Source organism: Agrobacterium sp. D14 (assembly GCF_001526505.1).
GTDB classification, from domain to species: Bacteria; Pseudomonadota; Alphaproteobacteria; order Rhizobiales; family Rhizobiaceae; genus Agrobacterium; species Agrobacterium leguminum.
The window spans coordinates 46,311-68,079 of sequence record NZ_ASXX01000032.1; the positions used below are offsets into that span (position 1 = coordinate 46,311).

Consider the following 21,769-nt stretch of genomic DNA (forward strand, 5'->3'; position numbering starts at 1 on the left):
GGCGTCATTGGCAGACGTCGACCCATTCCGCATCCGTCAGCTCGGCCATCACCTCCGGCGAAATCTTCACCGCCGCATTGGTGGCGCCGGCCGCGGGAACCACCTCATGATAGTTTTTCAGCGAGACGTCGCAAAATACCGGAAGCGGGGAGGGCAGGCCGAAAGGGCACACGCCGCCGATGGGGTGGCTGGTCACCGCAACCACCTCTTCCGGTCCGAGCATGCGCGGCTTTGCGCCGAAATGATCGCGGAATTTGCGGTTGTCGAGCCGCTTTGTGCCGGCAGCGACGACGAGAAGAATGGTTTCACCCGCCTTCAGGCAAATGGTTTTCGCAATCTGGTCGGGGTCGACACCATGCGCTTCAGCGGCCAGCGCAACCGTCGCTGAACTCGTTTCCGTTTCGATCACGGCAACCTCGGGCGACTTTTCGGTGAAAAAGGCTCTGACGGATTCAATAGACATGCGTATTTATTAGGCGTTACGCGGAGAAGCTTCAAGTCACCTCGAAACAGCTATGCATTATGTGCAATGCTGCGCTGCGATGAAACGTCTGTTTTTTAAGCGGCGATCCTGTATCTTCAAATCATCGAAGCGACGCACTCCTCCTCCCAGCGTCGCCCGATTGGACTGACAATACTCCTCCTCCCAATTGTCAGTCAGTTTCAAGAACCCGGCGCACCTCCTCCCGCGCCGGGTTTTTGCTTTTTGGCGTTCCTGTCGTCTGGCTCCCTGCTGAACCCTGACCAGATGGTCGTGTTCAAAGAAACTTGACTTTCAGCCCCTTCCAACCTAGGTACTTCGCCATCGATATTTGTTTGACGACCAGAGCTTCGGCGTCTTTTTAGGCGCTCACGACGATCTTTTCCTTCAAATTCGACCCAAGTCCGCACTGCTCGCAGTGCAAATACAATTGCCAACGGAAGGAAATCGTTATGGCGACTGGTACAGTAAAGTGGTTCAACGCAACCAAGGGCTACGGCTTCATTCAGCCTGACGACGGTTCGCAGGACGTATTCGTTCACATCTCTGCTGTTGAGCGCGCTGGTCTGACCGCCCTCAACGACGGCCAGAAGCTCTCCTACGAGCTGATGCAGGATCGTCGCTCGGGCAAGATGTCCGCAGGCAACCTCGTTGCTGCCTGATAAGCGCTTTGGCCCGAAAGGGTCATTCGCATGAATGGAAAGGCCGGATTTTTCCGGCCTTTTTCTTTTGCAGGAAGGGGCTGGACCGGTTGCCCTTGAAAAAGCCAGGTCACATACCAATATAGGGTTCAACAGTGCTCCGGACCGGAACTGCCGGGAATGGCGCTTTTTAAAAGTGCCGCTGCTGTTGTGTTAACCAAAGATTAACCAAAGCAGCCGATCCTGAGCCGGAAAGCAGCGTCGATATCCTTGACGCGCTCTGGAGCATCAGACCGTTTAAACGCTTTGACCACGGATGTACTGGCATTGACGGAAAACGGATGGAAAGGTCGGGCTTGCCCGGCCTTTTTGTTTTATGTGCCGAGGAGGTGCTGAATATTCAGCGCCTCCTCTTTTTTCAGGATTATTTCGCAGCGAGCGCGTCGAGAATACGGACCCAGGAGCGGATGCCCTTGTGGAAGGACTGCAGGTCGTATTTTTCATTCGGCGAATGAATACGGTCATCGGTAAGTCCGAAGCCGACAAGCAGCGAATCCATTCCCAGCATCTTCTGGAAATCGCCGACGATAGGGATCGAGCCACCCATGCCGATGACGACGGCTGGTTTCGGCCACTCCTCCGAAAGCGCATTTTTGGCTTTGGTCAGCACGGGTGAATCGTAGGACAGCTGGATGGCGGGTGAACCGCCATGTTCGTGGAACTCCACGGAGCAATCGGCGGGAATCTTCGAGCGCACATAGGCCCGGAAGCTTTCACGAATGGCCGCAGGATCCTGCTCGCCGACAAGGCGGAAAGATACCTTGGCAGAGGCCTTGGCGGCGATCACGGTCTTAAAACCATCGCCGGTATAGCCGCCGATAATGCCGTTGACTTCCGCCGTCGGCCGCGCCCAGGTCTGCTCCAGCACGGAGCGACCCTTTTCACCCGAGGGAACTGAAAGGCCGACTTCGCCGAGGAAGGCTTCAGCCGTGCGGCCCAGCGTCTCCCAGGAGGCCTTGATGTTGGCTGGGGTTTCTTCCACGCCGTCATAAAAGCCTGAAAGCGTTACCCGGCCGGTCTCGTCATGCAGGCCGGCGAGAATGTCGGTGAGGATGTGGATGGGGTTTGCCGCCGCCCCACCGAACAGACCGGAATGCAGATCGCGGTCGGCCGCGGTGATGACGACTTCCTCGCCGACCAGGCCGCGAAGGGCTGCGGCAATGGCGGGTGTATCCCGGTCCCACATGCCGGTATCGCAGACCAGCGCATAATCGGCCTTCAGTTCTTCCGCATTAGCTTCGAGGAAAGGCTTCAGCGACGGCGAGCCGGATTCCTCTTCGCCTTCAAAAAGAATGGTGACGCGCACCGGCAGGCCGCCATTGACAGCCTTGTACGCCCGGCAGGCTTCCACGAAGGTCATTAGCTGGCCCTTGTCGTCCGCCGTACCGCGTCCCGTGATCACCTGACGGCCGGCACCGATATCCTTGACGGCGGGTTCGAACGGATCGTTTTCCCACAGCTCGAGCGGATCGACCGGCTGGACGTCATAATGGCCGTAGAAAAGCACATGCGGCGCGTCCTTGGTGGCTGCATCGTGATGCGCCACGACCATGGGGTGGCCGGCGGTATCGCGCACGGAGGCCGTAAAGCCGAGCGCCGAAAGCGTTCTGACCAGCCACTCCGCCGCCTTGCGGCATTCCGCCTTGTAAGCGGGGTCCGTCGAAATCGACGGAATGCGTACGAGCTCGAACAGTCGCTCAAGGCTGGAGGTGAGATTATCGTCGGCGGTGGAAAGAATGGGGGAAACGTCTGTCATCGCTGATCCTGTCATGTCTGTCGTGACCCGGCGATAAGACGAAACATCCGGGCATCGCGCATCGCGGGAAACAAGGGGGCCGGCGCGTCGTGAATCGGCAAACGTGCGGCCGCCGGAACGATAGAGCAGTTCAGGGAAAGTGCGAAGCGGTTTCGGGCTGTAAATGCTATTTCGCTTTTTTGGCGCTTTCGATCGCCCGGCGCATATATTCCAGCAGAAGCTGCCTCTCGAAACGCCGGAAATCCTTGAGCAGCGCGTCTTCGGTGGCTTCGGAGGCGGCAATGGCGTTGGCTTCCAGATCCCTGCCGCGCTGGGTCAGTTCGATGATCTGGGCACGGCGGTCGCTTGGATGGGATTTGCGGACGATCAGCCCGTCGCGTTCCATGCGCGAGAGCGTATTGGCGAGCGTCGCCTGTTCGACATCGATTCTATCGAGCAATTGCCGCTGGGTCAGGCCGTCCTCATGCCAGAGTTCGATGAGGATGGGGAATTGTCCGGGCGAGAAACCCAGGGCGGCGGCTCTTTTCTGCAGCGCCATGGTGAATTCCCGCGCCATTTTCGAAGCGAGATAGATTGCCGATTCGTCCCGGGAAAAACCCATTTTTCCGCCCATAAAGCATCACGGCCGGCTCAGCCCGGCAATTCGATAGCGCGATATATATCGCATGATATGTTTAAGCCAGTCCGAAACGGCGCATAAAATAAAACCGCCATGGCCGGGAGGGGTCGGCCATGGCGGTCATATTGGAGGACAAAGGCCCGGAGAGGGGGAAAGGCCTTTGTCCGGTCTGACGCGGCGGGGGACGAGCCAGCTATCAGACTACGGCGTGATCAGGCGCCGTCCCTTATGAAATGTGTCTGCAAATGCGGCTTTTCAAGGGAAGGGCGGATTACAAATCGGTAACGTTCAGGTGAATTTTGCAGGCCTGTGCTACCGCCTCACTGCCCGCTCTTTACGGTGTGTTGTGCGAAGTTTCGGTAGACGTCAAAACGGCCCCGCGCTATCCATGCTACCCATGAAAAAAGGCGATCATCTCTTCCTCGTTGACGGTTCCGGTTTCATTTTCCGGGCCTTCCATGCAATCCCGCCGCTGAACCGCAAGTCGGACGGGCTGCCGGTCAACGCCGTCTCCGGCTTCTGCAACATGTTGTGGAAGCTTCTGAAGGATGCGCGCAATACCGATGTCGGCGTGACGCCTACCCATTTTGCGGTGATTTTCGACTATTCATCGAAGACCTTCCGCAACGAACTTTATGATCTCTACAAGGCCAACCGCACCGCGCCGCCGGAAGATCTGGTGCCGCAATTCGGCCTGATCCGTGAGGCGACGCGCGCCTTCAACCTTCCCTGCATCGAGACGGAAGGCTTCGAGGCGGACGATATCATCGCCACCTATGCCCGGCAGGCCGAGGCGATCGGCGCCGATGTCACCATCATCTCCTCCGACAAGGATCTGATGCAGCTCGTCACGGCCAATGTACACATGTACGACGCCATGAAGGACAAGCAGATAGGCATTCCGGACGTTGTCGAGAAGTGGGGCGTAGGCCCCGAAAAGATGATCGACCTGCAGGCGATGACCGGCGATTCCACCGACAATGTGCCCGGCATTCCCGGTATCGGCCCGAAGACGGCGGCGCAATTGCTGGACGAATACGGCGATCTCGATACGCTGCTGGCGCGGGCGGGCGAAATCAAGCAGCAGAAGCGCCGGGAAAATATCATCGCCAATGCTGAGCTTGCCCGTCTTTCCAGACAGCTCGTGGCGCTCAGAACCGATGTGCCGCTGGATCAGTCTCTCGAAGCGCTGGTGCTCGAACCGCAGAACGGGCCGAAACTGATCGCCTTCCTGAAGGCGATGGAATTCACAACGCTGACACGCCGGGTCGCCGAGGCGACCGAAACCGACGCTTCCGCTATCGACCCTGCCAATGTGCCGGTACAATGGGGTGCCGATGCCCATGGTCCCGATCTCGATGCGCCGGCCGCTGCCGTGAAGGCTGGCGAAGTGGCCACTAACGCCGCTGGCGCTTCGGCTTCGCCTGCCGCGCCGGCAAGGAAAGTAACGGGGGAGGGCAGCGCGCCCGCTGATCTCGCCACAGCGCGACAGGCGCTTTTTTCCGCCGCCAAGATCGATACGACCGCCTATCTGACGATCAGGGACCTTGCGACGCTCGACCGCTGGATCGCGGCGGCCCGCGAGACAGGCGTTGTTGCCTTCGATACGGAAACGACCTCGCTCGACCCGATGCAGGCGGAACTTGTCGGTTTTTCTCTGGCCATTGCCGACAACGGCAAGGATGCCACGGGCACCGATATCCGGGCCGCTTATGTTCCCTTGACGCACAAGACCGGTTCCGGCGGCGATCTCTTCAGCGATGGCATCAAACTGGCCGAAGGGCAGGTGCCCTTTGCCGAGGCGCTGGAGCGTCTGAAGGATCTGCTCGAGGACGAAGCCGTTCTGAAGGTCGCGCAGAACCTGAAATATGATTATCTGCTGATGAAACGCCACGGCGTCGTCATGCAGAGCTTCGACGACACGATGCTGATTTCTTATGTCCTTGAGGCCGGCAAGGCCACGCATGGCATGGATTCGCTTTCCGAACGCTGGCTCGGCCACACGCCGATCGCCTATAAGGACGTGGCGGGATCGGGTAAGTCGAGCGTCACCTTCGATTTTGTCGATATCGACAAGGCAACCGCTTATGCTGCGGAAGATGCAGATGTCACCCTGCGGCTCTGGATGGCGCTGAAGCCGAGGCTTGTCTCGGAACGGCTGACCAAGGTTTATGAGCGGCTGGAGCGCCCCCTCGTGCCGGTTCTGGCGCATATGGAAGAGCGCGGCATCACCGTCGACCGGCAGATTCTCTCGCGTCTTTCCGGCGAACTCGCCCAGAAGGCCGCGTCCTTCGAAGAGGAAATCTACGAGTTGGCAGGCGAACGCTTCAACATCGGATCGCCAAAGCAGCTCGGCGATATTCTGTTTGGTAAAATGGGTCTGCCGGGCGGCTCCAAAACCAAGACCGGGCAATGGTCGACATCGGCGCAGGTTCTCGAAGATCTCGCGGCGGAAGGCGCCGAGCTGCCGCGCAAGATCGTCGACTGGCGGCAGCTGACGAAGCTGAAATCGACCTATACGGATGCGCTGCCCGGATATATCCATCCCGAGACGAAACGGGTGCATACGTCCTATGCGCTCGCCTCCACCACAACGGGACGCCTGTCGTCCTCGGAGCCGAACCTTCAGAACATCCCGGTTCGCACCGCCGAAGGCCGCAAGATCCGCACGGCTTTCATCTCCACGCCCAGTCACAAGCTTCTGTCGGCCGATTACAGCCAGATCGAGCTGCGCGTGCTGGCCCATGTCGCCGATATTCCGCAGCTCCGCAACGCCTTTGAAAACGGCATCGACATTCATGCCATGACGGCATCGGAAATGTTCGGCGTGCCGGTGGAAGGCATGCCGTCGGAAGTGCGCCGCCGCGCCAAGGCCATCAACTTCGGTATCATCTACGGCATTTCCGCCTTCGGTCTCGCCAACCAGCTCAGCATCGCCCGCTCCGAAGCCGGCGACTATATCAAGAAATATTTCGAGCGCTTTCCCGGCATTCGCGATTACATGGAGGCAACCAAAACCTTCGCCCGCGAAAACGGTTATGTCGAAACGATTTTCGGCCGCCGCGCCCATTATCCGGAAATCCGCTCTTCGAACCCTTCGGTAAAAGCCTTCAACGAGCGCGCGGCCATCAACGCGCCGATCCAGGGCTCGGCCGCCGATATCATCCGCCGGGCGATGGTTCGTATCGAGCCTGCGCTGGAGGCGGAAAAGCTTTCCGCCCGCATGCTTTTGCAGGTGCATGACGAACTTATCTTCGAAGTCGAGGAAGCGGAAATCGAAAAGACCTTGCCGGTCGTCGTCTCTGTCATGGAAAACGCGGCCATGCCCGCGATTTCCATGAAGGTGCCGCTCAAGGTGGATGCCCGCGCCGCTGACAATTGGGATGAGGCGCATTGATCGGTCAATGACCGGCGGATGTCATTGCTTTGTCGCGTGCGGGGACTAGGGGAAACGTCTCACAAGGAGTTTCCCATGCACGCCCCGCTCGTCTCGAAAGATCTCGGCTATATTTCCGCCGCCAACCACGATCAGCCGCCGCGCCATCTCGGCAGCCGCTTCAACGCGGATGGCGAGTTTTTGCCCGACTCGGGCAACACGGTCGTCTGCCATCTTGTCGAGGGATCGCAGACTGAAAAGGCGATCATTGCGACCCGCCAGCGTTTTCTGGATATGGCCGAGGCGCCGCAGCTCGCCTTTACCCCTATTTCCAGCCTGCACATGACGGTATTCCAGGGGGTCAACGATTTGCGGCGCATGCTTCCCTATTGGCCGAGCGAAATGCCGTTCGATGCGTCGGTCGATGTGATGACGGACTACTATCGCGACCGTCTTTCCGCCTTTCCAGCTTTGCCGGCCTTCAACATGCAGGTTACGGGCCTGCGCCCGGTGGGACTGGTGATGAAGGGTGCAACCGCCGAGGACGATCGGACCGTGGCTCTCTGGCGGGATACATTCGCCGATTTCTTCGGCTACCGACATCCTGATCATGACACTTACGAATTTCACATCACCCTGTCCTACATCATCCGCTGGTTCGAGCCGGAGTGCCTGCCGCGCTGGCAGGCGATGCTCGACGAGGAACTGGAAAAGCTGCGCGCCGCAGCGCCGGTCATAGAGATGCGGCCGCCAGCTTTCTGTGAATTTAAGGACATGAACCACTTCAAGAAGCTTGTCGTTTTCGATAAGGCGTGAGGCATGATATGAGATGCCCGAGGATCGCTCGCCACGCTGATTCCGTTGAATCGGAAAAAATGTGCGTCAGGGCTGGTCAAAGCCCGTTTGGGCATGTATAAGCGCGCCAAATTTCCGATATCGAGACATCCGACATTCGGCCTTTGGTTCTGGCCGGTTCCGTTGTTTCGCCGCTTAAGTGGAGTAACAAAAATGGCTGTACCAAAAAGAAAAACAAGCCCGTCCAAGCGCGGTATGCGCCGCTCGGCTGACGGTCTCAAGTCTGCGACCTATGTTGAAGACAAGAACTCCGGCGAACTGCGCCGTCCGCACCATATCGATCTGAAGACCGGTATGTATCGCGGCCGTCAGGTTCTGACGCCGAAGGAAAGCGCATAAGCTTTTCTGAAATCATCTTTGCAAAAAACCGGTCCTTGTGGCCGGTTTTTTGTTTTCAGGACCGTCCACCTGTCTTTTCCGCTCACTTGGAAAATTCGGCCACTCCTCCTACACTCTTTCAGGGAGAGCAGGTTTCGATGCCTGCAACAGGAGGGGAGCTTCGGTGAAATATCGCTGGATTTTATTGATGCTTCTCAGCCTCGGCCTCGGTTACGGCGCCGTGACGAGAGGTGGCGGTATCATAGCGGAAAGCTATTTCGGCGAAATGTCTGAACAGGGCCGCACGACGCTGCGGCTGGCCGTTTCTGCTCTCGGTGGGCTTTTGAACCGTTACGAGCCGCTGCCGGCCCTGATTGCCGATCACGACGACATTGAGGAACTGGTCGCACATCCCAAGGATGCCGAACTGCGCCAGCGCGCCAATATCTACCTCAAATCCATCAACACCCTGCTGGAATCCTCCGATATCTACATCATCACGCTGGATGGGGAGACCATCGCCGCCAGCAACTATGATGGTCCAACGAGTTTCGTCGGTGAGAATTTCAGCTACCGTCCCTATTTTCAGGACGCCGCCAAGGGCTTCCAGTCACGCTTCTTCGCGCTTGGCACCACCTCCCACAAGCGTGGCTATTATTTTTCAGCGCCCATTCTCTTCAACGAGGAGATCAAGGGCGTCATCGTCTTCAAGGTCGATATTGAAGGCATAGAAGCGTCATTCGGCGATGGCGAGAACCGAATTCTGGTATCGGACCCGGAAGGCATCATCTTCATGACCGGAACGCCGCAATGGCTATATTCCGGCCTGATGCCGCTGACACCCGAAAGGCTGGCGCGAACGGAGGCTTCCCGCCGCTACGCCAATGCCACCCTTAAGGAATTGCCCCTGAAAAACGGCAATTTCGGTTCGCATCAGCTGATGACGATCAGCCAGGATGACGGTGAAAGGGAATATATGGTCCTGTCGCAGCCGATGCCGGACGCGGGCTGGACAGTCAGCGTGCTGATGGACACGGGTTCGCTCCGAACGCAGGTGAAGACGGCTATGATAGCCATCATCCTCTGCCTCTGCCTGGCGGGCGCCCTCATCGCCGCCATGCTGCAAAGGCGTCGTCGTCTGCGGGAGCGCCTGACGCATCAGGCGGAGGCGCAGGCGGAACTGGAACGACGGGTGGAGGAACGCACGGCCGATCTGGCGCGGGTCAATCAGGAGATTGAGCACGAAATCGCCGAACGCCGCCAGACGGAAAAACAATTGCGCAAGATGCAGAACGATCTGGTGCAGGCGGGCAAGCTCGCAGCGCTCGGGCAGATGTCGGCAGCGTTGTCGCATGAGTTCAACCAGCCGCTCGCAGCCGCCAAGAATTACGCCGAAAACGCCTCGCTTCTCGTGGAGAGGGGACGGCTGGAAGAGGTGACGGAAAACCTCAGGCGCATTTCGGGCCTTATCGACCGTATGGCCTCCATCAGCAAGCATCTCAGGAATTTCGCCCGCAAGCCCAATGAAAAAATGGCCGCGGTAAGTCTGGAAGCCGTCCTTCGCGATACGCTCGAAATCGTCGGTGCGCGCCTGAAGGCCGCCGATGCGGTGCTGGATGTGGATCTCGGCCGGGTGCCGCTTGCCGTGAAGGCCGGCCCGGTGCGGCTGCAGCAGGTGCTCGTCAACATCATCTCCAATGCTGCCGATGCGGTGGAGGGGCGCGAGGATCGCCGCATTGCGCTGAGGGCCGTGCAGCATGGCCAGTCGGTGTCGATTTTCATTCGTGATCGCGGTCCAGGCGTGCCGGCGGCGATTTCAGAACGCATTTTCGATCCCTTCTTCACCACCAAGGGCGTGGGACGCGGCCTCGGTCTTGGCCTGTCCATCTCCTATAACATCATCAAGGATTTTGGCGGCCAGCTCCGTGTCAGAAACCATGAAGATGGCGGGGCGGAGTTCGAGATCGAATTGCCAGCCGCCGCCTGGCGCGTGGAGGCGGCTGCGGAATGACCATGTCGCGGGTTCTGTTGATCGATGATGAGGAAGAGCTGCGCTTTTCCACCGCGCAGGCGCTGGAGCTTTCCGGTTTTGCCGTCACCATGCTTGCAAGCGCAGAACATGCACTCGAACTCATCGGCTACAGCTTCGACGGTGTCGTGGTCAGCGACATCAGGATGCCCGGCATGGATGGCATGACGCTGCTGCAGAAGGTGCGGGAGCTCGATCCTGAAATACCTGTCATCCTGATGACGGGCCATGGCGATGTGCAGCTCGCGGTCAATGCCATGCGCAACGGCGCCTATGATTTCATCGAAAAGCCGTTCACGCCGCAATATCTCGCCGGCATCATCAAAAGGGCGAATGATCGGCGGGCGCTGGTACTGGAAAACCGCCGCCTCAAGGCGGTAGCGGGCAAGCATGACGATCTCGAAACGCGTCTGCCCGGCAGAACCCAGATCATGGTCGATCTGCGGTATCGTATCCGCGCCATCGGCGCGACGGACGCCGATACGCTGATCGTCGGTGATACGGGCGCGGGCAAGGAGGTCGTGGCACGGGCGCTTCACGATATCAGCGCCAGAGCCAACCGGCCCTTCGTGGCGATCAATTGCGCCGCTCTTCCGCAGACACTGATTGAAAGTGAACTATTCGGCCATGAGGCCGGTGCGTTTCCCGGAGCGCTGCGCCCGCGCTACGGCAAGTTCGAACATGCTCGCGGCGGCACCATATTGCTGGATGAGATCGGCTCCATGCCTTTCGAATTGCAGGGCCGCTTCCTGCGTGTCTTGCAGGAACGGGTGATTACCCGTCTCGGCTCGAATGAAACGGTCGAACTCGATGTCCGTTTCATCGCCACCAGCAAGGTCGATCTGGAACAGGAAGTCGCGGCTGGCCGATTCCGTGCAGATCTTCTTTATCGGCTCAACGTGGCGACACTTCTCGTGCCATCGCTTTCGCAGCGCAGCGCAGATATACCGCTACTTTTCCTGCACCTCGTGCGGGAAGCTGCTGCCCGTTACGGGCGGGAAGACATGGAGGTGCCGCAAAGTCTGCTTTCGGCCGTCTCCCTGCGTGAGTGGCCAGGCAATGTGCGTGAATTGCGCAATGCCGCAGACCGCTTCGTTCTCGGTCTGGAAAGCGATGTTTCCGAAGCTTCGCTGCCGTTTCAGGATGACGGAAAAGCGGCCCTTTCCGCACGGGTCGCGGCTTATGAAAAAAGCCTGATCGCACATGCAATCGCCGCGCACGGCGGAAACCTGAAATCCGTTTATGAAAATCTCGGCATTTCGCGCAAAACGCTCTACGAAAAAATGCAGAAATACGGGCTGCACCGGCACATGACCGAGGTCTGATGGGTGGATTTCCACCCATGGATGAGCCCCTATGGGTAGAAATCCACCCATCGCCGTTCAGGATAGCAATAAAAGCGCACCTCACGACAAGACCGCCATTGCTGAACGGTGATCCCGGATCGCAAATATCTCACCCCGGTCGCCATGGAGGAGCATGCGCGGCTGAAGTGGCGAACATTTTCATCCGGGAGGAATCGATGAAAATACTGAAGACAGTCACCGGCCTTGCTGCCGCCGCTGCCGTTTCCCTTTTTGCGCTGTCCGCATCTGCTCAGAACTATCCGGAGCGCAACATCACCATGGTCGTGCCCTTTGCGGCTGGCGGCCCGACGGATACGGTTGCGCGCCTTGTCGCTGAATCCATGTCGAAGGACCTTGGCCAGCAGATCATCGTCGAAAATGTCGGCGGCGCAGGCGGCACGCTAGGTGCTGGTCGTGTGGCATCGTCCGATCCGGACGGCTACACCGTTCTTCTCCACCATATCGGCATGGCCACCAGCGCCACGCTCTACCGTAAGCTTGCCTATGACACGCTGAACGCCTTCGAATATGTCGGCCTGGTCACCGAAGTGCCGATGACCATCCTGTCGCGCAAGAACCTAGAGACGACGGATCTGAAAGGTCTGATCGAATACGCCAAGGCGAACAAGGACAAGGTCACCGTCGCCAATGCCGGCATCGGCGCTGCCTCGCATCTGTGCGGCATGCTGTTCATGAGCGCCATCGAAACCCCGCTCGTCACCGTTCCCTATAAGGGCACCGGTCCGGCCATGACCGATCTGCTCGGCGGCCAGGTCGACATCATGTGCGACCAGACCACCAACACCACCAAGCAGATTCAGGGCGGAACCGTGAAAGCCTATGCCGTGACCACGGCCAAGCGGCTGGACGTGCTGCCGGATGTGCCGACGGTTGTTGAAGCTGGCCTGCCGAAGCTTGAAGTGGGTATCTGGCACGGCATCTATACGCCGAAGGGCACGCCTGCGGAAATCAACGAAAAGCTCTCCAAGTCGCTGCAGGTCGCGCTGAAGGACAAGAATGTCGCGGCTCGTTTTGCCGAACTCGGCACCACGCCCTCCTCGGAAAGCGATGCGACGCCTGCGGCGCTGAAGGCCAAGCTTGAGAGCGAAATCGCCCGCTGGAAGCCGGTGATCGAGGCTGCCGGCCAATATGCCGACTGATGAACGCGGAATGACCGGCGGTGTCTCGCCGCCGGTCGACCGTGATCATTTTAACAGACGGACCGGTGTGATGCCGGCCGCGGTGGAGAGGCATCTTTCATGAAGTCGTTATTTAATGACCCTGCCGAGGCAGTCTGCGGGGCAATTTTCATGGGACTTGGCGTCTTTTTCGCCTTGCAGTCTTATGGGCTGGAGATCGGAACCGCTTTTCGCATGGGGCCGGGCTATTTCCCGCTCGTGTTGGCAATCATCCTGATCCTGCTCGGTGGCGTCATATTTCTGCGCTCAGCCCGGCCGGCCGGAGAAGGTATCGGAGCAATCGCCTGGCGGGGCATATTCTTCATCCTGCCCGCGCCAATCTTCTTCGGTTTCACTGTCCGGGGTCTCGGTTTCGTGCCGGCGCTTTTTTTCAGCGCCCTTATCGCAGCCTTCGCCTCGCACAAGATGAGCCCGCTCATGGCGGTCATTCTTTCCGCTGCCATCACGGTCTTTTCCGTCGCTGTTTTCAACTACGGTCTCGGCCTGCCGTTCCAGCGCTTCGGCCCCTGGCTTAAATTTTGAGGTGCCGTGATGGATTTGCTCGATAATCTCGCTCTCGGTTTCGTCACCGCCTCGTCGCTGGCAAACCTGTTCTTCTGCCTGATCGGCGTGCTGCTCGGCACCCTGATCGGTGTGCTGCCCGGCATCGGCGCGACGGCGACCATCGCCATGCTGCTGCCGATTACCTTCCAGCTCGAGCCCGTCTCGTCGCTAATCATGCTCGCCGGCATTTATTACGGCGCGCAATATGGCGGCTCGACCACGGCTATTCTGATCAACATGCCGGGGGAATCCTCCTCCGCCGTCACTGCCATCGATGGGTATCAGATGGCGCGCAAGGGCAAGGCGGGCGCCGCACTCGCCATCGCCGCCATCGGCTCGTTCTTTGCCGGCACGGTCTCCACTTTCCTCGTGGCAATCTTCGCTCCGCCTCTGACGGCGATTGCGCTGGAATTCGGTGCGGCGGAATATTTCTCGCTGATGGTCGTCGGCCTCGTTTCGTCCATTGCGCTTGCCCATGGGTCCATCGTCAAGGCGCTGGCCATGGTCGTGCTGGGCCTGCTGCTGGGTTTGGTGGGCACCGATATCTATAGCGGTACGCCGCGTTTCACCCTCGGCATCCGCGAATATGCCGACGGTCTGAACTTTGTGGCCGTGGCCGTCGGCGTCTTCGGTATCGCCGAAATTCTGCGCAATCTCGAAAATGAGCGCACCCGTTCGGTGCTGATCGCCAAGGTCAGCGGGCTGATGCCGACACGGGAGGATTTCAGGAAAATGATCGCGCCGGTGCTGCGCGGCACGGTCATTGGTTCCGCTCTCGGCATTCTTCCGGGCGGCGGCGCGATCCTCGCGGCCTTTGCTTCCTATACGGTGGAAAAACGCGTCTCGAAGAACCCGGAAGAATTCGGGCATGGTGCGGTTGCCGGCGTAGCCGGTCCGGAATCCGCCAACAATGCCGGTGCCCAGACCTCCTTCATCCCGCTGCTCACGCTCGGCATTCCCGCCAATCCGGTGATGGCGCTGATGATCGGCGCGATGATCATTCAGGGTATCGTGCCGGGTCCTAACGTCGCAACCGAACAGCCGGCGCTGTTCTGGGGCATCATCGCCTCCATGTGGATCGGCAACCTGATGCTCGTCATCCTGAACCTGCCGCTGATCGGGCTGTGGGTGAAGCTTCTGACGGTGCCCTATTACGTGCTGTTCCCGATCATCATGGCCTTCTGCGCCATCGGGGTCTACAGCGTCAATTCCAATGTCTTCGATCTCTATGCCGTCGCCTTCTTCGGCTTCATCGGTTACGTGCTGGTGAAACTGCGCTGCGAGCCGGCGCCGCTGCTCCTGGGCTTCGTGCTTGGGCCGCTGCTGGAGGAGAACCTGCGCCGTGCCATGATCCTGTCGCGCGGCGATCCGACCACCTTCGTCACCCGGCCGATCAGCGCCACCCTGCTTTTCATTGCTCTGGCCGTGCTGATCGTCGTCTTCCTGCCCAGCGTGAAGAAGAAGCGCGAAGAGGTTTTCGTAGAAGAAGACTGAGGAATGCCAAAGACTCGGATGCCGGCGATGGAAACATCGCCGGCTTTTTCCGTTTCTGGATCGCCATGACGAATTCGCTTCACCAAAGCGACATATGGTTGACTCAGGCGCTTTTAGGCCCAAGGAAGGGCTGGAAAGAGAGGTCGATATGACGTCGGAAACCGAAAAACGGATCATTGCGCTCGAGGAGACGGCCGCGCATCAGGCCAAGGTGATAGAGGAGCTGTCCGATCAGCTGGCGGAACAGTGGAAGGTAGTGGAGCAGACCCGCGCCAAGCTCGACCGCCTGACGGAGAGGTTCCTGAGCCTGGAGGAGCAATCGCTGGACGCGCCCGCGATTACTCGACCGCCGCATTATTGACAGGGAAGAGCCAATGAAAAACGACACCGCCGCGCTGGCCGCCGATATCGTCGATTTCTGGAAGAAGGCCGGACCGGACAAGTGGTTCGACAAGGATGCCGCCTTCGACAACCACTTTCACGACCGTTTCCGCGATGCCCATTTTGCAGCAGCACGGCGTGAGCTGGACGACTGGCTGGAGGGCGCGGAAAGCAGTCTCGCGCTAATGCTTCTGCTGGATCAGTTTCCGCGCAACTGCTTTCGCGGCACCGCTCACATGTATGCAACCGACCCGCTGGCGCGGCTCTTTGCCGACGAGGCCATTCGCCGTGGCCACGATCAGGCGATGGGCGAGGATTTGCGCGTTTTCTTCTATCTGCCCTTTTCCCATGCCGAAGATATCAAGGCCCAGCAGCGTGCCTGCGTTCTGAACCAGCCGCTTGGCGGGCTCTATCTTCACCATGCCGAAGAACATCGCGATATCATCGAGCGTTTCGGCCGCTTTCCGCATCGCAACCACATATTGCTGCGGGAAACGACGCCGGCGGAACGGCAATATCTGGATGAAGGCGGCTTTTCCGGCTGAGCCAGAAACGAAAACGCCGCCAGTCCCGAAGGGTGGCGGCGTTCTTAAAGCATGGGAGCGGCGACAATCAGCCGTCGAAGAATTCCTTCATCCGGGCGAAGAAGCCCGTTGATTCCGGATTGTTCTCCTTGGAGGAGAGCTGCTCGAACTCCTGCAACAGCTCGCGCTGACGCTTACTGAGTTTCTGCGGCGTTTCGATCTGGATCTGGATATAGAGGTCGCCCGTCTGCGCCGAACGCAGAACCGGCATGCCCTTACCCTTCAGACGGAACTGCTTGCCCGGCTGGGTGCCTTCCGGAACCGTAACGCGCGATTTGGTGCCGTCGAGCGTCGTGACATCGAAAGTGCCGCCAAGTGCCGCCGTCGTCATGGAGATCGGCACGGTGCAATAAAGGTCGGCGCCGTCGCGCTGGAAGAATTCATGCGGACGCACGGACAGGAAGATATAGAGATCGCCCGCCGGACCGCCACGCATGCCAGCCTCGCCTTCGCCCTGCAGGCGAATGCGGGTGCCGTCCTCGATGCCCGAGGGAATGTTGACGGAAAGCGAACGCTCTTCGGTTACACGGCCCTGACCGTGGCACTTGCCGCAGGGGTCGGAGATCGTCTGCCCGCGACCATGGCAGGTGGGGCAAGTGCGCTCCACCGAGAAGAAGCCCTGAGCTGCACGCACGCGGCCGGAACCCTGACAGGTGGCGCAGGTCTTGGGCTGCGTGCCGGGCTTTGCACCCGAGCCGGAACAGACATCGCAGGTGATCGAGGTCGGAACCCTGATCTGCGCCGTCTTGCCGGTGAAGGCCTCTTCCAGCGTGATTTCCATATTGTAGCGAAGGTCGGCGCCGCGCTCGCGTCCGCCGGAAGAGCGGCGCGCACGGCCGCCGCCCATCATCTCGCCGAAGATGTCTTCGAAAATATCCGAGAAGCCGCCATTGGCGAAACCGCCGCCGCCAAAGCCGCCACCGCCGCCCATGCCGCCATTTTCAAATGCGGCGTGGCCGAAACGGTCATAGGCCGCGCGCTTCTGCGGGTCCTTCAGCGTTTCATAGGCTTCGTTGATTTCCTTGAATTTCCGTTCGGAATCGGCATCGTCCGGGTTCTTGTCCGGATGGTATTTCATCGCGAGTTTGCGGAAGGCGCTTTTCAGCTCTTTTTCGTCCGCGGTCTTGCTGACGCCAAGTGTTTCGTAAAAGTCTGCTTTCGCCATTAAGTTAACAAGCCCCGCAAATGGATTTCCGGCTGCACGTCGGCAGCCGGATGTCTTGCATATGTTTTCAGGAGACGGGAGGTCACGCGATTAAGCGGACTTCTTGTCGTCCTTGATTTCCTCATAGTCGGCGTCGACGACGTCGTCCTTGCCTTCTGCGGAAGCATCGCCGGCCTCGGCCTGCTGTGCTTCGTAGATGGCCTGACCGAGCTTCATGGAGACTTCCATGAGGGTCTGGGTCTTGGCCTGAATGTCGTCGGCATCCGGCTCAGCGGCTTCGACGGCGGTCTTCAGGCTGGCAATGGCGTCTTCGATAGCCTTGCGGTCGGTCTCGGAAACCTTGTCGCCATATTCCTTCACCGACTTCTCGGTGGAGTGGATGAGGCTTTCGGCCTGGTTCTTGGCTTCCACACCCGCACGGCGCTTCTTGTCGGCTTCGGCATTGGCTTCGGCGTCCTTCACCATCTTCTCGATGTCGGCATCGGAGAGACCGCCGGAAGCCTGGATGCGGATCTGCTGTTCCTTGCCGGTGCCCTTGTCTTTCGCCGAAACCTGCACGATGCCGTTGGCGTCGATATCGAAGGTGACTTCGATCTGCGGAACGCCACGCGGTGCCGGCGGCAGGCCGACGAGGTCGAACTGGCCGAGCAGCTTGTTGTCCTGCGCCATTTCGCGCTCACCCTGCGAGACGCGGATGGTCACGGCCGACTGGTTGTCTTCGGCGGTCGAGAAGGTCTGGCTCTTCTTGGTCGGGATCGTCGTGTTGCGATCGATCAGACGGGTGAAGACGCCACCCAGCGTTTCGATGCCGAGCGACAGCGGGGTCACGTCGAGCAGCAGAACGTCCTTGACGTCGCCCTGCAGAACGCCGGCCTGGATGGCGGCGCCCATGGCAACCACTTCATCCGGGTTCACGCCCTTGTGCGGCTCCTTGCCGAACAGCTGCTTGACGACTTCCTGCACCTTCGGCATGCGGCTCATGCCACCGACGAGAACGACTTCATCGATCTCGGAAGCGGAAACGCCGGCATCCTTCAGCGCTGCCTTGCACGGTGCGACGGTACGCTGCACCAGATCGTCCACCAGGCTTTCGAACTTGGCGCGGGTCAGCTTCAGCGTCAGGTGCTTCGGACCGGAAGCATCGGCCGTGATGAACGGCAGGTTGATTTCGGTCTGCTGCGAGGACGAAAGTTCGATCTTCGCCTTTTCGGCAGCTTCCTTGAGGCGCTGCAGGGCGAGCTTGTCGTTCTTCAGGTCGATGCCCTGATCCTTCTTGAACTCGCCGGCCAGATACTCGACCAGACGCATGTCGAAGTCTTCACCACCAAGGAAGGTATCGCCATTGGTCGACTTCACTTCGAAGACGCCGTCGCCGATTTCCAGAACGGAAATATCGAAGGTGCCGCCGCCAAGGTCGTAAACGGCGATCGTCTTGCCGTCCTTCTTGTCGAGGCCATAGGCGAGTGCTGCCGCAGTCGGCTCGTTGATGATGCGCAGAACATCCAGACCGGCAATGCGGCCGGCATCCTTGGTTGCCTGACGCTGGGCGTCGTTGAAGTAGGCAGGAACCGTGATGACGGCCTTCTCGACCTTTTCGCCGAGATAGGATTCAGCCGTTTCTTTCATCTTCTGAAGGATCATCGCGGAAATCTGCGAAGGGGAATAGGGCTTGTCCTGCGCCTTCACCCATGCGTCGCCATTGTCACCCTTGACGATTTCAAAGGGGACCAGAGCCTTGTCCTTTTCGACGGTCGGGTCTTCATAACGGCGGCCGATGAGGCGCTTGACCGCAAACAGGGTGTTGGTCGGGTTGGTGACCGCCTGGCGCTTGGCCGGCTGGCCGACAAGGCGTTCGCCATCGTCGGAAAACGCCACCATGGACGGCGTGGTGCGCGCGCCTTCCGCGTTTTCAATTACTTTCGTGTCCTTGCCGTCCATCACTGCAACGCAGGAATTGGTCGTGCCAAGGTCGATACCGATTACTTTTGCCATGCTCTTCTCTCCTTGAAGCGAGCTGTCGGAACCCCGTGAGGCATTCTTGTGGCAGCTCCTTGACTTGGATTTGCAGTATTTGCTGCAGTTCTGCGGCGTATATAAGGAGCGATTTTTCCTGCTGCAAGGCGCAAGAGAGGGGGAAGCGCAGCAAAAAAGCGCAAGAAACCCCTGTCTGTGCAGAAGCATAGCCATCACGGCTTGCGGAAGCGGGAAAACGCGACTTGTGTGCTGCACGGCGCCGTCGGTCGGCATCGCGGTGGGCGAACCGGTGAGGCTTGCTTTTAACGGCATCGGGGTGGGGTGAAATGGCGGACAGGGTGGGATTCGAACCCACGGTACGCTTTCACGCACACACGCGTTCCAGGCTGCGCCTTAAACCACTCGGCCACCTGTCCTTTTTCAAATCTGCATGTTTTGAAGAATGCAAATCACTGGAACGGCGCGATATATACCGATGAATTCGCAGGGATCAACACGAATCTGACAGTTTTTTGAAATGTCGGCAATTTCCTGTGTTCCGATGCGATTGCAAACCGGTTTTCCCGCCTTTATCGATGCATTATAGATTTCAAAATATGGCTGTCTGACCGGCAGATCGTAAACGAGGTGTCCCTGATGAAAGCTTTTTTGCGGTTTTTGAGCTTTCTTTTCCTCGTTGCGGCGGTTTTTCTGGGCGTGCTCGATTCGATCCGCTCGGTTTCCACATCCTCGGTCAATATCACCGGCATCCTGTCCGTCTGGAACTATCTTCTTCCTGCTTCCCGCACCATGGTGGAAGCGGCCATGGCTCACTATATTCACCCTGAAGCGTGGCGCTTCATTGAAAATGCCCTGTCGGCGGTGCCCGCATTTGCCGTTTCCCTGGCGCTTTCCCTGCTCTGCTGGATGGCGGGTTACAGGAAACACAAGGCGATGAGGCGTTTATCGGCCTGATTTGTGTCTGTCGAATTGGGCGCCCGCAGACGTGAACCATGAGAAGCGGCGGAACTGGCCGCATGGAGGACCGAATGTTCCTGTTCGATACGCTTTCAAAAAAAACGACGATGCCGACCGAAGAAACCGCCTTGCCCGGCCGTGAAGAGGCGCTTGCGGTGCCGGAAGCCCATTTCGTCAATGGCCGGCCCTTGAAGGGGCCTTATCCTGACGGACTTGAAACCATCTATCTCGGCATGGGCTGCTTCTGGGGCGCGGAACGGTTGTTCTGGAAAACGCCGGGCGTGTGGGTGACGGCGGTGGGTTATGCCGGCGGCTTCACCCGCAACCCCACCTATCAGGAGACGACGACGGGCCAGACGGGCCACGCCGAAGTGGTCAAGGTTGTCTACGATCCGGCCGTGATCTCGCTCTCGGGTCTGCTGAAGATATTCTTCGAGGAGCATGATCCGACACAGGGGATGCGGCAGGGCAACGATGTCGGCACGACCTACCGTTCCGCCATTTACGCGACGACGGAAGGGCAGTTGCAGCAGGCGCAGAAGGCGAGCGATGCTTTTCAACAGGCTTTGGACGAGGCCGGCCATGGCAGCGCCATCACCACCGAGATCGGGCCGCTTGAAAAGTTTTATTACGCTGAAGACTACCATCAGCAATATCTTGCCAAGAACCCGGGCGGCTACTGCGGCCTGAGGGGAACCGGCGTAAGCTGCAATATCGGCTAGATTTTTTGCAGGTCGCCCCGGTGGAAAGACCAAAAAAGCGCCAGAATAAAGTTTTTCCACCGGGTCAAAAAAACCGGATGAATTTTTCATTGAGCCATGCAAGGATATGAGGCAAGCACAGCCGGGAAAACGGCTGGCGGTTCCGCAGACATTCCCGGTCAACGGGATTGCGGGAGGACCCTTAAAATATCAATTGCAACAACAGGGCTGCACAATGAAAAAATCCCTTCTGACGCTTTTTGCGCTCGCCGCAATGTCGGCTTCCGCGCTCGCCGCCGATATCAAGCCGGCGCTGGTCTATGGCACGGGCGGCAAGTTCGACAAATCGTTCAACGAAGCCGCTGCGGCCGGCGCTGAAAAGTTCAAGGCAGAAACGGGCATCGAGTTCCGCGATTTCGAACCGACCAGCGACACGCAGGGCGAACAGGCCATTCGCAACTTTGCGAGCAAGGGCTTCAACCCGGTCGTTGCCGTTTCCTTCGCCTGGACCTCGGCCATGGAAAAGGTCGCAGCAGAATTCCCCGACACCAAGTTCGTCATCGTCGATTCCGTCGTCGAACTGCCGAATGTCCGCTCGGTCGTCTATAAGGAGCACGAAGGCTCCTATCTCGTCGGTCTGCTGGCCGGCATGGCCTCCAAGACCGGCAAGGTCGGCTTCATCGGCGGCATGGATATTCCGCTGATCCGTAAGTTCGCCTGTGGTTATGCGCAGGGCGCAAAGGCTGCCAACGACAAGATCGAAGTCTTCCAGAACATGACCGGCACCACGGGTGCAGCCTGGAACGATCCGGTGCGCGGCGGCGAACTCACCAAGAACCAGATCGACCAGGGTGCGGACGTGATTTACGCGGCAGCCGGTGCGACCGGTATCGGTGTGCTGCAGACTGCCGCCGACAACAAGAAGTTCTCGATCGGCGTCGATTCCAACCAGAACCATCTGCATCCGGGTTCGGTTCTGACCTCCATGGTCAAGCGCGTCGATCTGGCCGTCTACAATGCCTACAAGGATGCCAAGGACGACAAGTTCACCCCCGGCATCGTTGCGCTCGGCGTTAAGGAAGATGGCGTCGCCTACGCGGTCGACGACAATAACAAGGCCCTGATCACGCCGGAAATGACCGCCGCCGTGGACAAGGCGAAGGCCGATATCATCTCCGGCGCCGTCAAGGTTCATGACTATATGGCGGATAATTCCTGCCCGAAATGATATGATATGTAATGGGGGCGCATGATGTTTTTCATCTTGCGCCCTTTTCATATCCAGCCTTC

Annotated in this window: 19 protein-coding genes and 1 tRNA gene; 14 read left to right on the forward strand and 6 right to left on the reverse strand. The window is 59.0% G+C overall.

Annotation, left to right across the window (positions count from 1 at the left end; translation table 11 throughout):
* Positions 1-4: 4 nt before the first annotated feature.
* The gene (locus L901_RS17060) at positions 5-463 is read right to left on the reverse strand and encodes a YbaK/EbsC family protein (RefSeq protein WP_003524322.1); all 459 of its coding nucleotides are present in this window, start codon (positions 461-463) and stop codon (positions 5-7) included.
* Positions 464-933: 470 nt separating this feature from the next.
* Here L901_RS17060 and L901_RS17065 point away from each other — a divergent pair, with 470 nt between their 5' ends.
* A complete protein-coding gene (locus L901_RS17065; RefSeq protein WP_003492998.1) occupies positions 934-1,143 on the forward strand; it encodes a cold-shock protein in 210 nt (69 codons plus the stop codon).
* Between the two features lie 403 nt (positions 1,144-1,546).
* On the opposite strand, the gene L901_RS17070 is transcribed toward L901_RS17065, so the two are convergent.
* Positions 1,547-2,938 carry a dipeptidase gene (locus tag L901_RS17070; protein WP_059758948.1) on the reverse strand — a complete coding sequence of 464 codons (1,392 nt, stop codon included), beginning with the start codon at positions 2,936-2,938 and terminating at the stop codon, positions 1,547-1,549.
* Between the two features lie 166 nt (positions 2,939-3,104).
* Positions 3,105-3,539, reverse strand: a complete 435-nt coding sequence (locus L901_RS17075) for a MarR family winged helix-turn-helix transcriptional regulator (protein ID WP_035259662.1) — start codon at positions 3,537-3,539, stop codon at positions 3,105-3,107.
* A 415-nt stretch (positions 3,540-3,954) separates the two neighbouring features.
* Here L901_RS17075 and polA point away from each other — a divergent pair, with 415 nt between their 5' ends.
* From polA to L901_RS17125, 10 genes are all read left to right on the forward strand, one after another.
* Positions 3,955-6,954, forward strand: coding sequence for a DNA polymerase I (gene polA / locus L901_RS17080; protein WP_059758951.1), 3,000 nt, complete (start codon positions 3,955-3,957; stop codon positions 6,952-6,954).
* A 75-nt stretch (positions 6,955-7,029) separates the two neighbouring features.
* Positions 7,030-7,749 (forward strand): DUF1868 domain-containing protein, encoded by a 720-nt coding sequence (locus L901_RS17085; RefSeq protein ID WP_059758953.1) that lies wholly within the window; start codon positions 7,030-7,032, stop codon positions 7,747-7,749.
* Between the two features lie 192 nt (positions 7,750-7,941).
* Positions 7,942-8,127 carry a 50S ribosomal protein L32 gene (gene rpmF / locus L901_RS17090; RefSeq protein ID WP_003507205.1) on the forward strand — a complete coding sequence of 62 codons (186 nt, stop codon included), beginning with the start codon at positions 7,942-7,944 and terminating at the stop codon, positions 8,125-8,127.
* A 187-nt stretch (positions 8,128-8,314) separates the two neighbouring features.
* A complete protein-coding gene (locus L901_RS17095; RefSeq protein WP_059758955.1) occupies positions 8,315-10,117 on the forward strand; it encodes a sensor histidine kinase in 1,803 nt (600 codons plus the stop codon).
* Positions 10,114-11,460 (forward strand): sigma-54 dependent transcriptional regulator, encoded by a 1,347-nt coding sequence (locus L901_RS17100; RefSeq protein ID WP_059758958.1) that lies wholly within the window; start codon positions 10,114-10,116, stop codon positions 11,458-11,460. Before L901_RS17095 ends, L901_RS17100 begins: the two co-directional genes overlap by 4 nt.
* Positions 11,461-11,657: 197 nt before the next feature.
* Entirely contained in the window at positions 11,658-12,641 is a 984-nt protein-coding gene (locus L901_RS17105; protein ID WP_003524332.1) for a tripartite tricarboxylate transporter substrate-binding protein, read from the forward strand.
* Positions 12,642-12,740: 99 nt separating this feature from the next.
* The gene (locus tag L901_RS17110; protein ID WP_035240376.1) at positions 12,741-13,202 is read left to right on the forward strand and encodes a tripartite tricarboxylate transporter TctB family protein; all 462 of its coding nucleotides are present in this window, start codon (positions 12,741-12,743) and stop codon (positions 13,200-13,202) included.
* Between the two features lie 9 nt (positions 13,203-13,211).
* Positions 13,212-14,717: a tripartite tricarboxylate transporter permease gene (locus tag L901_RS17115; protein WP_059758961.1), complete on the forward strand. Its 1,506-nt coding sequence runs from the start codon at positions 13,212-13,214 to the stop codon at positions 14,715-14,717.
* 148 nt (positions 14,718-14,865) lie between these two features.
* Positions 14,866-15,078: a SlyX family protein gene (locus L901_RS17120; RefSeq protein WP_059759493.1), complete on the forward strand. Its 213-nt coding sequence runs from the start codon at positions 14,866-14,868 to the stop codon at positions 15,076-15,078.
* Positions 15,079-15,091: 13 nt separating this feature from the next.
* A complete protein-coding gene (locus L901_RS17125) occupies positions 15,092-15,643 on the forward strand; it encodes a DUF924 family protein (RefSeq protein ID WP_059758964.1) in 552 nt (183 codons plus the stop codon).
* 67 nt (positions 15,644-15,710) lie between these two features.
* Here the strand turns inward: L901_RS17125 and dnaJ are convergent, their stop codons facing one another.
* The 3 genes from dnaJ to L901_RS17145 all read right to left on the reverse strand — a co-directional run bounded on the left by dnaJ (position 15,711) and on the right by L901_RS17145 (position 19,237).
* Positions 15,711-16,847: a molecular chaperone DnaJ gene (dnaJ, locus tag L901_RS17130; RefSeq protein WP_004439156.1), complete on the reverse strand. Its 1,137-nt coding sequence runs from the start codon at positions 16,845-16,847 to the stop codon at positions 15,711-15,713.
* A 90-nt stretch (positions 16,848-16,937) separates the two neighbouring features.
* Positions 16,938-18,839, reverse strand: a complete 1,902-nt coding sequence (gene dnaK / locus L901_RS17135) for a molecular chaperone DnaK (protein WP_003524342.1) — start codon at positions 18,837-18,839, stop codon at positions 16,938-16,940.
* 309 nt (positions 18,840-19,148) lie between these two features.
* Positions 19,149-19,237 (reverse strand) — tRNA-Ser (locus tag L901_RS17145).
* A gap of 220 nt (positions 19,238-19,457) precedes the next feature.
* Between L901_RS17145 and L901_RS17150 the strand changes: the two genes are divergently transcribed.
* The 3 genes from L901_RS17150 (at position 19,458) to L901_RS17160 (ending at position 21,707) form a co-directional block, all read left to right on the forward strand.
* Positions 19,458-19,775, forward strand: coding sequence for a hypothetical protein (locus L901_RS17150; protein WP_059758969.1), 318 nt, complete (start codon positions 19,458-19,460; stop codon positions 19,773-19,775).
* Between the two features lie 74 nt (positions 19,776-19,849).
* Positions 19,850-20,500: a peptide-methionine (S)-S-oxide reductase MsrA gene (gene msrA, locus L901_RS17155; RefSeq protein WP_059758972.1), complete on the forward strand. Its 651-nt coding sequence runs from the start codon at positions 19,850-19,852 to the stop codon at positions 20,498-20,500.
* 214 nt (positions 20,501-20,714) lie between these two features.
* The gene (locus L901_RS17160) at positions 20,715-21,707 is read left to right on the forward strand and encodes a BMP family protein (RefSeq protein ID WP_003524348.1); all 993 of its coding nucleotides are present in this window, start codon (positions 20,715-20,717) and stop codon (positions 21,705-21,707) included.
* Positions 21,708-21,769: the final 62 nt, after the last annotated feature.

What these genes read in the sequence shown, in the direction of transcription:
- L901_RS17110 (WP_035240376.1), top strand. Translation starts at nt 12,741, where the DNA reads ATGAAGTCGTTATTTAATGACCCTGCCGAGGCAGTCTGCGGGGCAATT.
- L901_RS17075 (WP_035259662.1), bottom strand. Translation starts at nt 3,539, where the DNA reads ATGGGTTTTTCCCGGGACGAATCGGCAATCTATCTCGCTTCGAAAATG.
- dnaK (WP_003524342.1), bottom strand. Translation starts at nt 18,839, where the DNA reads ATGGCAAAAGTAATCGGTATCGACCTTGGCACGACCAATTCCTGCGTT.
- L901_RS17060 (WP_003524322.1), bottom strand. Translation starts at nt 463, where the DNA reads ATGTCTATTGAATCCGTCAGAGCCTTTTTCACCGAAAAGTCGCCCGAG.
- L901_RS17160 (WP_003524348.1), top strand. Translation starts at nt 20,715, where the DNA reads ATGAAAAAATCCCTTCTGACGCTTTTTGCGCTCGCCGCAATGTCGGCT.
- L901_RS17095 (WP_059758955.1), top strand. Translation starts at nt 8,315, where the DNA reads ATGCTTCTCAGCCTCGGCCTCGGTTACGGCGCCGTGACGAGAGGTGGC.
- dnaJ (WP_004439156.1), bottom strand. Translation starts at nt 16,847, where the DNA reads ATGGCGAAAGCAGACTTTTACGAAACACTTGGCGTCAGCAAGACCGCG.
- L901_RS17115 (WP_059758961.1), top strand. Translation starts at nt 13,212, where the DNA reads ATGGATTTGCTCGATAATCTCGCTCTCGGTTTCGTCACCGCCTCGTCG.
- L901_RS17105 (WP_003524332.1), top strand. Translation starts at nt 11,658, where the DNA reads ATGAAAATACTGAAGACAGTCACCGGCCTTGCTGCCGCCGCTGCCGTT.
- L901_RS17065 (WP_003492998.1), top strand. Translation starts at nt 934, where the DNA reads ATGGCGACTGGTACAGTAAAGTGGTTCAACGCAACCAAGGGCTACGGC.
- L901_RS17125 (WP_059758964.1), top strand. Translation starts at nt 15,092, where the DNA reads ATGAAAAACGACACCGCCGCGCTGGCCGCCGATATCGTCGATTTCTGG.
- polA (WP_059758951.1), top strand. Translation starts at nt 3,955, where the DNA reads ATGAAAAAAGGCGATCATCTCTTCCTCGTTGACGGTTCCGGTTTCATT.
- L901_RS17100 (WP_059758958.1), top strand. Translation starts at nt 10,114, where the DNA reads ATGACCATGTCGCGGGTTCTGTTGATCGATGATGAGGAAGAGCTGCGC.
- L901_RS17070 (WP_059758948.1), bottom strand. Translation starts at nt 2,938, where the DNA reads ATGACAGACGTTTCCCCCATTCTTTCCACCGCCGACGATAATCTCACC.
- L901_RS17085 (WP_059758953.1), top strand. Translation starts at nt 7,030, where the DNA reads ATGCACGCCCCGCTCGTCTCGAAAGATCTCGGCTATATTTCCGCCGCC.
- msrA (WP_059758972.1), top strand. Translation starts at nt 19,850, where the DNA reads ATGTTCCTGTTCGATACGCTTTCAAAAAAAACGACGATGCCGACCGAA.
- L901_RS17120 (WP_059759493.1), top strand. Translation starts at nt 14,866, where the DNA reads ATGACGTCGGAAACCGAAAAACGGATCATTGCGCTCGAGGAGACGGCC.
- rpmF (WP_003507205.1), top strand. Translation starts at nt 7,942, where the DNA reads ATGGCTGTACCAAAAAGAAAAACAAGCCCGTCCAAGCGCGGTATGCGC.
- L901_RS17150 (WP_059758969.1), top strand. Translation starts at nt 19,458, where the DNA reads ATGAAAGCTTTTTTGCGGTTTTTGAGCTTTCTTTTCCTCGTTGCGGCG.